Source organism: Nocardia sp. NPDC003345, assembly GCF_053589395.1.
The window spans coordinates 1-11,205 of record NZ_JBSFRU010000219.1 but is presented as its reverse complement, the minus strand read 5'-3'; the positions used below and the strand labels follow the sequence as shown (position 1 = coordinate 11,205).

Annotated in this window: 12 protein-coding genes; 4 read left to right on the top strand and 8 right to left on the bottom strand. The window is 67.1% G+C overall.

The annotated features are described in order from the left end of the window. The 5 genes from ACWDU1_RS21885 to ACWDU1_RS21865 all read right to left on the bottom strand — a co-directional run. Positions 1-602 (bottom strand): Ppx/GppA phosphatase family protein (locus tag ACWDU1_RS21885; RefSeq protein WP_450001039.1); only part of this gene is annotated, 602 nt, incomplete at its 3' end. 61 nt (positions 603-663) lie between these two features. Continuing rightward, on the bottom strand, positions 664-1,185 hold the full coding sequence (locus ACWDU1_RS21880; protein WP_450001038.1) for a DUF501 domain-containing protein: 522 nt from the start codon (positions 1,183-1,185) through the stop codon (positions 664-666). Continuing rightward, positions 1,182-1,769 (bottom strand): FtsB family cell division protein, encoded by a 588-nt coding sequence (locus ACWDU1_RS21875; protein ID WP_450001037.1) that lies wholly within the window; start codon positions 1,767-1,769, stop codon positions 1,182-1,184. The genes ACWDU1_RS21880 and ACWDU1_RS21875 overlap by 4 nt, the downstream gene beginning before the upstream one ends. 4 nt (positions 1,770-1,773) lie before the next feature. After that, positions 1,774-3,057, bottom strand: coding sequence for a phosphopyruvate hydratase (eno, locus tag ACWDU1_RS21870; RefSeq protein ID WP_450001035.1), 1,284 nt, complete (start codon positions 3,055-3,057; stop codon positions 1,774-1,776). A gap of 132 nt (positions 3,058-3,189) precedes the next feature. After that, positions 3,190-3,927 carry a lytic transglycosylase domain-containing protein gene (locus ACWDU1_RS21865; protein ID WP_450001034.1) on the bottom strand — a complete coding sequence of 246 codons (738 nt, stop codon included), beginning with the start codon at positions 3,925-3,927 and terminating at the stop codon, positions 3,190-3,192. Positions 3,928-4,142: 215 nt separating this feature from the next. Here ACWDU1_RS21865 and ACWDU1_RS21860 point away from each other — a divergent pair, with 215 nt between their 5' ends. The 4 genes from ACWDU1_RS21860 to ACWDU1_RS21845 all read left to right on the top strand — a co-directional run bounded on the left by ACWDU1_RS21860 (position 4,143) and on the right by ACWDU1_RS21845 (position 9,430). Beyond that, a complete protein-coding gene (locus tag ACWDU1_RS21860) occupies positions 4,143-5,348 on the top strand; it encodes a DUF7373 family lipoprotein (protein ID WP_450001032.1) in 1,206 nt (401 codons plus the stop codon). A 9-nt stretch (positions 5,349-5,357) separates the two neighbouring features. Then, on the top strand, positions 5,358-6,581 hold the full coding sequence (locus ACWDU1_RS21855) for a DUF7373 family lipoprotein (protein ID WP_450001030.1): 1,224 nt from the start codon (positions 5,358-5,360) through the stop codon (positions 6,579-6,581). A 111-nt stretch (positions 6,582-6,692) separates the two neighbouring features. Then, the gene (locus ACWDU1_RS21850; RefSeq protein ID WP_450001029.1) at positions 6,693-8,249 is read left to right on the top strand and encodes a serine/threonine-protein kinase; all 1,557 of its coding nucleotides are present in this window, start codon (positions 6,693-6,695) and stop codon (positions 8,247-8,249) included. Further along, complete coding sequence (locus ACWDU1_RS21845) at positions 8,246-9,430, top strand: DUF7373 family lipoprotein (RefSeq protein WP_450001027.1); 1,185 nt, start codon at positions 8,246-8,248, stop codon at positions 9,428-9,430. The genes ACWDU1_RS21850 and ACWDU1_RS21845 overlap by 4 nt, the downstream gene beginning before the upstream one ends. Before the next feature lie 82 nt (positions 9,431-9,512). Here the strand turns inward: ACWDU1_RS21845 and ACWDU1_RS21840 are convergent, their stop codons facing one another. From ACWDU1_RS21840 to ACWDU1_RS21830, 3 genes are all read right to left on the bottom strand, one after another. Further along, positions 9,513-9,800, bottom strand: a complete 288-nt coding sequence (locus ACWDU1_RS21840; RefSeq protein ID WP_450001026.1) for a WXG100 family type VII secretion target — start codon at positions 9,798-9,800, stop codon at positions 9,513-9,515. A gap of 35 nt (positions 9,801-9,835) precedes the next feature. Beyond that, positions 9,836-10,168, bottom strand: coding sequence for a WXG100 family type VII secretion target (locus ACWDU1_RS21835; protein WP_450001025.1), 333 nt, complete (start codon positions 10,166-10,168; stop codon positions 9,836-9,838). 130 nt (positions 10,169-10,298) lie between these two features. Continuing rightward, positions 10,299-11,205 (bottom strand): type VII secretion-associated protein (locus tag ACWDU1_RS21830; RefSeq protein WP_450001024.1); only part of this gene is annotated, 907 nt, incomplete at its 5' end.

Genomic DNA, 11,205 nt, shown 5'->3' with positions numbered 1-11,205 from the left:
ATCGCCTCGGTGAGCCGCTCGGTCGCGAACTCCCGTCCGGCGGCCACCTGCTCCGGGGTCGGGGGATTACCGTGCAGGCAGCGTTCGGTGACCCGGACGCAGCCGATATCGGCCGAGAAGGCCGCCCGCACCCCGTCGCCGTCGCCGACCACCAGTTCGGTGGATCCGCCGCCCAGATCGACCACGACGAACGGTCCCGCTTCCGCGGCCAGCTCTCCTACCGCGCCGGCGAACGACAGTCGCGCCTCCTCGTCGCCGGTGATGACCTCCGCTTCCGCACCGGCCACGACGCGGCCCAGTTCGGCGCGGGTCATGGCGAAGAAATCCTCCCGGTTGGCGGCGTCGCGGGTGGCGGAGGTCGCTACCATCCGCACCCGCCGCACCTCGTGCTCGATCATCAGCGCCGCGTAATCGGCCAGGGCCACACGGGTGCGTTCGATGGCCTCCGGATCGAACCGGCCGGTCGCGTCCACGCCCTTGCCGAGTCGCACGATCCGCATCTCCCGATGCACATCGGTCAGGGCGCCGTCGGTGCCGATATCGGCGATCAGCAGGCGGATGGAGTTCGTGCCGCAATCCACGGCGGCGACCCGGTCGGTCATAGTGCTTCCTTCGACGTCGGTTGGTGCGGGCCGCGGTGGCCGAAGCGGAGGAGACGCGGCGTCACGATTCGTCTTCCACCGCCACGTTATCCGGCCAGTCGGCCGGTACGGCGATTCCACGCAACCCGTTTCGCGCCGCCAGGGCCACCGCCTCGTCACCGAGCGGATTGACCCCCGGTCCCTTCGCCAGCGAGTGCGCGATCAGCACGTGCAGGCATTTCACCCGGTCCGGCATACCGCCGCCACTGAAATCGGTACCGAGCGACTCGATCTCGTCGCGCTCGGCCAGATAGCTCTCGTGCGCTGCCCGGTAGGCCGCGGCCAGCTCCGGATCGTGACCCAGGCGCTCGGTCATCCCCTTCATCACACCCGCCGACTCCAACCTGCTCGCCTCGGCGGTGAGCCGGGGGTCGGTGAGGTAGTACAGCGTGGGGAACGGAGTGCCGTCGTCGAGTTTCGGCGCGGTTTTCACCACCGCGGGCAGGCCGTCGGGAGTCCGGTAGGCGATCGCGAGCACCCCGCGCGGGGCGCGGCCCAACTGTTCGGCGACGATCTGCAGATCTCGGTCGTCGGGTGTGCTCACCTTGGTCCTTCCGGCTGCGGCGCGGGTGGTTCGGGGTTCGGGGGTGGTTCGGAGATACTGCGCCACAGATCCGTGAACCACGGGTCCGGCGCGCGTTCCGGTGCGGCCGGACCGGTGACGGCGGGCGCCTCGATTCCCGGGACCTGCACGATATAGGGCGTCTCACCTGGCATCACCAGACGCAACCTGTCGCGGGCCTCGGACCGGATGTAGGCGGGGTCCTCCTGCTGGGCCCGGCGGTCCTTCAACCGGGCGATATCGTCGGCGAGGACGCGGCGTTCGGCGGCCAGCTGATCGGCCTCGGCGCGCTGGGTGAAATAGGTCCGCATGGGTACGGCCAGGGTCATCGCCAGCGCGCAGATCACCATCGCCAGGATGATCGCCTTACCGGCGGACAACCCGAAGATGGTCCGTTCCGACCAGTCCCGCGCGCCCTGTTCGCGGGCGCCCGAGCCCCGGACGGTGCGCCGCACCCGCTCGGCGCCGCCGTGCACTTCGGCGGCCGGGCGCCGCCGCGGCGCGCGCGACGTGCGGCGGTCGCCCCGCCCCGCGGGGCTGCTACCGCGCGCACGCCGCTCCGACATCTACTCAGTCCTCGAACGTGAACCGCGGGAACGCCACATCACCGGCATAGCGGGCCGAATCGCCGAGCGCGTCCTCGATCCGCAGCAGCTGGTTGTACTTGGCCACCCGCTCGCTGCGGGCCGGGGCGCCGGTCTTGATCTGACCGCTGCCGACCGCGACCGCCAGATCGGCGATGGTGGTGTCCTCGGTCTCGCCCGAACGATGCGACATCATCGTCTTGTACCCGTTGCGGTGCGCCAGTTCCACGGCGTCCAGGGTTTCGGTGAGGGTGCCGATCTGGTTCACCTTCACCAGCAGCGCGTTGGCCGCGCCCTTGGCGATACCGTCCTCGAGACGATCGGGGTTGGTGACGAACAGGTCGTCGCCGACCAGCTGCACCTTGTCACCGATCTCATCGGTGAGCGCCACCCAGCCGTCCCAGTCGTCCTCCGACAGCGGATCCTCGATGGAGACCAGCGGGTACGACGCCTTCAGCTCGGCGTAGAACTTGGTCATCTCCGACGCCGAGCGGGCCGAACCCTCGAACTGGTAGGCACCGTCGCGGAAGAACTCGGTGGCCGCCACGTCCAGCGCCAGCGCGACATCCCGGCCCAGCTTCAGGCCGGTCTTGCCGATCGCGACGCTGATCAGGTCCAGCGCCTCACGGGTACCGGCGACATCGGGGGCGAACCCGCCCTCGTCGCCCAGCCCGGTGGCCAGGCCCCGCTCCTTCAGCACCGCCTTGAGCGCGTGGTAGACCTCCGCGCCCCAGCGCAGCGATTCCTTGAAGGTGGGCGCGCCGATCGGGGCGACCATGAACTCCTGGACATCCACACCGGTATCGGCGTGCGCGCCACCGTTGAGGATGTTCATCATCGGCACCGGAAGCACGTGGGCGTTCGGGCCACCCAGGTACCGGAACAGTTCCAGGCCCGAGGACTCCGCCGCCGCCCGCGCCACCGCGAGCGAAACACCCAGCAGCGCGTTCGCGCCGAGCCGGGATTTGTCCGGGGTGCCGTCCAGGTCCAGCAGGGCCTGGTCGACGGTGCGCTGCTCGACCGCGTCGAGGCCGATCACGGCCGGCGCGATCTCGTCGAGGACACCCTCGACCGCCTTCTGCACCCCCTTGCCGTTGTAGCGCTCCCCGCCGTCGCGCAGTTCCACGGCCTCGTGCTCGCCGGTGGACGCCCCGGACGGTACCGCCGCGCGGGTCAGGGTGCCGTCGTCGAGGGCGATCTCGACCTCGACAGTGGGGTTACCCCGAGAATCCAGGATCTCGCGAGCTCCGACCTGTTCGATGATGGCCACGAAAACAACACTCCTTCGGCTGCTGGCACGGTAGTGATCAGGGAAGAGCCGTGCGGTTGCGAGCCTAATAGGCCCGGTCGCGGCCAGTCCATCCGCCGCCCCGACCGGCCCCGGCCCGACTTCCCGCACAGGTCACGCCCGGCGCCCCACGCTGTAGGCCGCCGCGCGGTCACGGACGAGCTCCATATAGCTCTGCGACCTGTTGTAGGTGAACAGCGCCCGGCTCCACCCCTCGGCGGTGCGCAGGTCCCCGCCGCTGACGCACAGATAGCGGGCGGCGGTCAGCGCGGCGTCATCGATACTGTGCGGATCCGCGACCCCGTCGCCGTTGGCGTCCACGCCCCATTTGCGCCAGGTCTCCGGAATGAACTGCATCGGCCCCACCGCCCGGTCGAATACCCGGTCGCCGTCGAGCCGGCCGCCGTCGGAATCGCGGATCTCGGCCACCCCCGGGGACCCGTCCAGCGGAATACCGATGATCGACGGCTGCACCAGCCCGTCATCGCGTACCTCGGCGCCCCGGTGCCGCCCGTGATCGCTTTCCACGCTCCCGATCCCGGCCAGCGTGGTCCAGCCGATCCCGCAGTCCGGCCGCGCGCGCCCCATCACCGCCGCCGCGTACCCGTACGCCTCCAGCGCGGTCACGGGCATTCTCAGCGCCCCGGCGTGATCGGCGGACCAGCCGTTCAACTGCACCGCGGTCCGGCCGGGGGCATCGATATCGATCACCGGCAGCGGCACCCCGGGGCCGGGCGGGATCCCCTCGGGAATGGGCACCAGATCCTCGCCACCCCCGCACCCGGCGAGAAGTAACACGACGAACGAAACGGCGCTGATGCCGTACCTGCGGAGACGCACACTCCCAATCATCCAGATGCTGCGCCCGGAACGCGGCTGCGGCGTCCGGTGCGGAGCACGCGGCGCCGTGATCCGTCCCCGTCCGGTCCTGGCCGCACCGGGTCGGCCGGGCTTTCCACACTGCACCCACCAGGGTCGACCGGCCCGCTCCGGACCATCCGTAGCCGGTCGGGAGGCCGCGTTGTGCAGTACGATTCCGCGGGATCGCAAATCGTTAGGGGGGCCGTATGCACCGATCGAAGAGTGTTGGGCTGCTTCGGATCGGGGGTGCGCTGGTCGCCGGGATCCTGATGGCCGCTGTCGCCGGGTGCGGCTCCGCGGTGGAAGGCCGTGCGGTTCGGGTGCCCACGGATACGTCCGGCTTGACCGTGGGCAACTACCCCACCGAGCCGATCGAATACGGAACCGCGGGCACCGAGAAGGCGGGCCGTATCCGGGAGGCCCACCGGCTCGGCGACTTCGTCGTCATACCTTTCGAGATCGATCCGGCCTTCTCACGCCATATCGGCCCCGTGGAACCGGTGGTACTCGACCGCAGGGATATGGAATCCCTCGTCGTCAACGACACATTCGACGAGGTGGCGAAGGATCTGGTCACGGGCTGGGTGCACAACTGGTCGACCGGTGACGGCGATACCCCGGAGACCCGGCAGATGGCCGTCGCGGTGCTGGTGTTTCCGGACGCGGAAACCGCGAAAACCGTTGCCGCCGGTCTGGAGCACGACGATTACACCTTCAACATCGACAACCGTCCCGCTCCGTTCGGTAGGTATCCCGAGACCAGAGCGCATTGGCGCCCCGGAACCGCCTCCCTGGGAAGCTGGACCAGTCACGACCGGTATGTCGTATTCGTCAAATACACCGACAACGCCAACCGCGCCGACCTCCCCACCATGGTGGGTAGCACCGAAGCATTACTGGACGCGCAACTCCCGCTCTTGGACGAGTTCCGCCCCACACCGCGCGATCAGCTGGCAAGTCTTCCTCTCGACCCCGACGGATTGCTGGCCCGCACCCATCCCAAATCCCAGGAGATCGCCGCCGCCACCGGACCGACGAGTGTTTTCAAGGGCCGGGGCGCCCTGCACGCCCTGAGTGGGATCAACAGCCTGGACTTTCTGGATGCGGGGCGTGTCACCGATATAGCTCTCGGCGAAGGAATCGTGATCCGTAGCGCGACCGCCGCGGGAGCACAGGTGCTCTGGGACCGATTTCGCCCCCGCGGAACCGATCCGGCTTCCGGTACGCCGATCGACACACCGCACGGCCTGGGCGAGAACGTAGCGTGCTCGGCCGTCGGCGCGGCGCCGGCGACGCCGACTCTGCTCTGCGCCTTCCAGGTCGACCGGTACTTCGCGCAGATCGATGGTCTGCAGATCCAAGACCTGCACCAGAAGACCTCGGCCCAGTACGCATTGCTGACGAGCGGTTAGAAGGTGCCGATGAACCGCGTGGATCCGGCCTGCCGATCCCTCACCGCCACTGCGGTCCGGACCGCTGTGGTGGCGATTCTCGTCGTGGTCACGGCCGTGGGATGCGGACGAACCGTGAGCGGGTACGCCGGGCCCGGAATGTCGCCCGTGGCCGTCGATACGCTCGATCACGGGCTGTTCCCGACCGAGCCGACGGAGTTCGCTCCGGACGTGGACACCTCCATCGATGTCTACTCTTTCGAAGCCCGGCGGATGTTCGAGTTTCTGGTCTCCCCGCATCAGGTCGATTCCGAACTGCGATTCCTGGACAATTCCGAACTCGTGGTGGACGAGGGCCCGGCCTTCGGTTCGCTGCTCCCGGCGGAATTCGAATCCCCGTCGACGCAGAACTTCCTCGTTTCGGGCGCTATCACCTCGCGCGGCAACAACTCTCCTCGACGCGAGAAACATATGGTGATCGGGTTGCTCCGCTTCGGTAGCGAGAGTCTGGCTCGTACCGCGGCAACCGAGTTCGACCGAATACTCGACGGACAGTTCCCCGGGCGCGAGCGCCTGGCCATCTCGGGCCATCCGGGAGCATCGGCGTCGCTGTCGCCGGCCCGCGATCGAGCCCACTTGCTGGATGTGGCCGGGGCCTACGTCGTGTTCGGGTCGATAACCGCGCCGCCCGACCAGGCCGACCGGGTGTCCGAGGACCTCCGGAAACTGCTCGATCTGCAGCTCGCGGCACTGCGCGATCTGGTTCCCACACCACCCGACGATATGCTCGACCTCCCCCGGGACCGGGACGGCATCATGCGAATGACTTTGCCGGACGAATCGATGATTTCGATGGCCCTGTCCGATATCGGAGCCTATCCGGCGCGAGCACATCGGCATTTCGAGGGTGACGCCGGAACCATCCCGGATTACGACCCCTACGACGTGGATTTCGTCGGAAGAAACGGATCTACGGTGTACCGGACAGGTGGACCGGCTCAGGCATTCGCGCTCCAGACGGTACTCACCCGCCCGGGTGACTACGACGAGGAGATACCGGGCCCGCCGGGGTTGCCCGACGCTCGATGCCTCGTACGAGAAACCACCAGCCTGCTGGTCGACACGCATATCTGCGTCCTGGTCCAGGACCGATACGTCGCGATGGTGGGCGGCACCGGTATCGGCACGATCGCGGATCCGGAGTTGTTCCAGAAGATGGCCGCCCAATACTTGCTCCTGGTGAACAGCGCATGAGCCGCGAAACGCAGTGTGTGATGCCCGCGGGCCCGCTCGCGGCCGAGATGGTACCCGGCAGTCCCGTCCGAACCGCCCCAGAGAACGAAAAGCAGTACGTAGGAGGAAGCGATGGTATTGCCGCCCGGCGCCGTTGTCGGCGGGTACCGAATCGAGCGGATGCTCGGAAGCGGCGGTATGGGCTCGGTATACCTTGCGCAGCACCCCAGCCTCCCCCGCCGGGACGCCATCAAGATCCTCAGTGAGCAACTGTCCAGCGATCCGGAGTTCCGAGCCCGGTTCGAACGGGAAGGCAGTCTCGCGGCCGGCCTCGACCACCCGAATATCGTCTCCGTGTACAACCGCGGCGAGGAGAACGGCCGGCTCTGGATCGCCATGCAGTATGTGCCGGGCACAGACGCCTCCGAAGAGATCCAGGACAGGCCGGCGCCGATGAGTGTCCAGCGTGCGCTGCACGTTGTCTCGGAAGTCGGGAAGGGACTCGACTACGCGCACCGGCGGCGGCTGCTACACCGTGACATCAAACCGGCGAACTTCCTGCTCTCGAATTCACCCGATGACGAAATCGAACGAGTCCTGCTCACCGACTTCGGCGTGGCGAAATCCGTCGAGGACGCACAGGATTTGACGGGCACCGGGAAATTGATGGCCACGGTGGCCTACGCGTCACCCGAGCAACTTCTCGGACAGCCGCTGGACCATCGGTCCGATATCTACAGCCTCGGCTGCTCGATGTTCCGGCTGCTCACCGGCCAGAACCCGTACCCCTCCACCGTGCCCGCGGTGGTGATGATGGGACATCTGAACGAGCCGCCACCGAGTATCTCGGGTATCCGGCGCGATCTTCCGCCAGAACTCGACGGCGTCTTCGCCAAAGTTCTGGCGAAAAGCCCGCACGAGCGATACAACTCATGCCGCGAGTTCGTCGCCGAGGCCGAGGCCGCGATCGCCGGGCGATCCCGGATTCCCGCTCCCGGCGGCTATCCGACCCCGCGCACGATATTCCCGGCGGCCCCGGCGGCGCATGACGGCACCGCTTCGAGATTCTCCGCGGCGACACTCCAAGACCAGCAATTCGTCATCACCCAGCCGCGCGCCGATACCGGGGCAGCCGGGCCCGGCAGGAAACGCCGATCGCGGTTACTCGTCTACGCGGCGCTGGCTGTTGCCGCCGTACTCGGCCTCACCGCCGCCGTCTGGACTTTCGCCGACACCGGGACCGGTTCGGCGGACGGCACCGACCTCGCTCAGGTCCGCGCGGCGCACCCCGAATTCGCCGGTAAGACCGTGGCGGCGTTCAACTATGGCAATTCACTCTTCTCGGTGGAGTTGGACGGCTCGCCCCAGGCGAATTTCCTCCGCGATATCGGTTTTCGATACAGCGACGAATACGTCCCGGAAGACCGGAACGAATCGTCGCCCCGTGAGCTGTCTCCGACCAGTTTCGACCTGCACGGACAGTACGACGTCCTACTGGTGATGCGGTCGGACAGCAGCGCCGGAAACGGCGGCCTCGGTGGACTACCGCGAACCTTCCTGAGTACGGCGGCCACCATTGTGGTCATCGACGATATCTCGACCGTTCAAGCGTTCCAGGTCTGGACAGATCAATCACCGAAAACGCTGGTGGACAACCTGATACCGGCCATCGCGAAGGTTGTGCAGTGACGATCCCGTTCGAGCGGAACCGCGCGGGCAGAACCCTCGCTACCGGTGCGTGCAGCGTTGTCATGGCCCTGCTGGTGGCGGGTTGCGGCGGGGGAGGCTCCCCGGCCACACCGCAGGTCGACGCTTCGGCTCTGCAGCCGGGCAACTACCCGACCATCCCGCGAACCGACGAGCAACTGCGCACCCCCGCGAATACGGAACTGCTCGAACCGCTGCGAATGGCGGAGGCCGTGCCGCGGATCGCGGAGATCGATCCGAAGCTGGCCTACGTTCATGTTTCGACCGCCGGAAAGTTTTTCACGGCACAGCATCCGCCCACCAAATACGACGAGGGCATCGGGCTGGAGAATTTTTCCGCGGCGATTCCCGGTCTGATCGCGGCATGGGGAGGTAACGGACAACGGCGCGAAGACACGGTTCTCGGGCGGAATGCCTCCATCACCCTGATGAGATTCTCCGATCCGGCCGCCGCGGCGCACGCGGCGGCAGTTCTGGCGGACGCTCGCCGCGACAGTGTGAAGAACTCGATCGAAATTCCTGGCCATCCGCTGAGCCACGGGCGTATCACTCGATACGACGCTGTCGCGGCGTGGGTACCGCATGCCGAGTTCATGATCTACACCTATGTCGGAGCCGGTGTGGACATTCCACCCGATCCCAATCCATTGGCCACGCTGACCGCCCGGTTGCTGGATGCCCAGATCGAGAAACTTCGGAACTTCCGGCCCACCCCGGTCAGCGAGCTCGAGCGGCTGCCACTTGATCGCGACGGCCTGATGGCGGTAACCCTGCCGCCCGATGAAGGCGTCGGAGAGATGGTGCTGCCTCCGGAAGTCGCCCTGCAGCTGGCGCCTCGGCCCGGGCTCACACAGCGAGCCTTCGACGATGCCCGTGTCGATCTCGTGATGCGCGGCGCATCATCCATCTATCGCGCCGCCGACGCGCCCGCCGCGAAACGACTGCAGGCCTTCTTCGTATCTCAGCGCGACAGTTCGTATCAGGCTGTCGATCCGCCGCCCGGACTCCCGTCCGCGAGCTGTGCGGAAGAAACCGAGACGATCAAACGAATCGAATGCGCCTTCACGCACGGTCGCCACACCGTAGTGGTAGAAGCGGGCCAACTCCAGGATGTGCATCAAAAGGCGGCGGCTCAGTACCTGCTGTTGGATCACGCCGAGTGAATCCAGCCGACAAGAAAATATGTCCCGGGCAATATTGCCCGGGACATATTCTCGAACCGTAGCGACTACGAAATCGGCCGGTTCAGAGCCAACGGGATGCGTTCTGCCTATCCGTCGAAGTCATGTTGATCGCACCGTCCTCGACGACCTTGGCAATGCGCTCCATGATGTCCATCAGCTGGTTGTGGGCGTCATCCCATCGCGCCTGCTTGGCCCGATACGCGTCCTTGGCCTCGCTGGTCTCCCAGGCAGCAGCCAGCTGGTTCACGTAGTTGCCCAGCTCGGTATGGGTCTCGGACAGCCGCCCCTTCGATGTCCGAATATCGCCGGCCATGGCCATGAGCTGGCCCTCTGAATACTGCAAAGACATGTCGTACTCCTATGAGCTCAGGTTGCTGGTGAGATCTAGATGTTCAGGCTGGAGCCCAGCTCGGACGACAGCCCGGAGTTGTGGAACGCCTCCTGGTTCGCCTGCTCCGCCTGGTCGTAGCCCTTGCCGTTTTCGCGGATCAGCACAGCGATCTCGGCCAGCACGTCATGGAGCTTCTTCGACTGGGAGTCGTAGTCGGCCATGACCTTGACGAAGGTAGCGGCGGCGCCGCCCTTCCAGTTCCCCTCGGAACCCGCCACGATATTGCGAACATTTCCGATTTCGCTCTGCAGCTGCGAGTTCACAGTCTCGACGTGTTTGGCCGCGACCTCCATAGCCGCGAGGTCGGTAGTGACGTTGCCCGCCATGGGTCCTCCTTTTCGAGAGTTCGGATCCGGACCCCTGCGCCCGCAAATGGTCCGAACTTGTCTTCATGGTGATTGGACGCGATACCCGCCCAGTCGGTTCCAACGAATTTCAGAAGCCCCCCGGCCGGCGTCACGGAGTGACCTCCAGCGAGGCGGCGAGGTCTTCACAGATAGGTGTGATCGAGTCCTGCCCCCCTGTCCGATATTGGCATCCGATACTGATCTGGATGCTGTGCTCGACGATAACATGCCAGTCAACGGTGGATCCGTCGTCCGGATGCTCGGTATAGGCCAGTCCTCGACGCCCCGCGAAGACCACATCGCGCCGGATGGCGGACACCGAACCCGCTGGGCGCGAGGCCATCTGTGCCTCCAGCGCGGCTGCGACGGCGTCGTAGCCCGCGTCCGCGGCGACCCGCTGCTGGGTCACCGTGATCCGGGCCCGTGGACCGGCGCCGGGGACCAGCTCGAGACGCTGGGAGGAGTCGGCCGCGGGGCCCCGGACCAGCCAGCCGTCCGGGACGGTGAACCGGATCGCCCCGACCGTGCGCGGTCCCGCGTCCGGGCCCGGCCCGGCATCGGGAGCCGGACCGGCACTGGGAGCCGGACCAGCGCCGGGGCCCGGGCCGGTGTCGGGACCCGGGCCGGTGTCGGCGTACGGACCGGCGTCGGCGTCCGATTCGGCATCGGCCGGGTTCACGACGGTGGTCGTCGCGGTGGACGCGACGGCTTCGCTTTGGCCGCCGGTGGCTCGGACCAATGCGACGGCACCGGCGGTCAGAACCGCCACGGCGAGAACCGCTGCCACGCCCAGGTACAGCGGCGTCTTGGAACGGGGTGGGCGGGTGGCGGCGGCCCGCTCTCGGAGCGGCTGCAGCCATTCGGCATCGGGCCGGGCGGGCGGCAGCCCGGGATTGTGGTCCACGGGCACCGTCTGCCGGGCCCGCACCAGATCCGCCCCGCCGACGACCAGCAGTTCGGCATTGTGGCACGGATCGGCGACCACGGTCGCGACGAGATTCAGGAAGTCGGCGTCG

Bases quoted from the DNA above. Each gene is read 5' to 3' on its own strand.
- ACWDU1_RS21875 (WP_450001037.1), bottom strand. From the start codon at position 1,769: ATGTCGGAGCGGCGTGCGCGCGGTAGCAGCCCCGCGGGGCGGGGCGAC.
- ACWDU1_RS21865 (WP_450001034.1), bottom strand. From the start codon at position 3,927: ATGATTGGGAGTGTGCGTCTCCGCAGGTACGGCATCAGCGCCGTTTCG.
- ACWDU1_RS21860 (WP_450001032.1), top strand. From the start codon at position 4,143: ATGCACCGATCGAAGAGTGTTGGGCTGCTTCGGATCGGGGGTGCGCTG.
- ACWDU1_RS21855 (WP_450001030.1), top strand. From the start codon at position 5,358: ATGAACCGCGTGGATCCGGCCTGCCGATCCCTCACCGCCACTGCGGTC.
- ACWDU1_RS21850 (WP_450001029.1), top strand. From the start codon at position 6,693: ATGGTATTGCCGCCCGGCGCCGTTGTCGGCGGGTACCGAATCGAGCGG.
- ACWDU1_RS21840 (WP_450001026.1), bottom strand. From the start codon at position 9,800: ATGTCTTTGCAGTATTCAGAGGGCCAGCTCATGGCCATGGCCGGCGAT.
- ACWDU1_RS21835 (WP_450001025.1), bottom strand. From the start codon at position 10,168: ATGGCGGGCAACGTCACTACCGACCTCGCGGCTATGGAGGTCGCGGCC.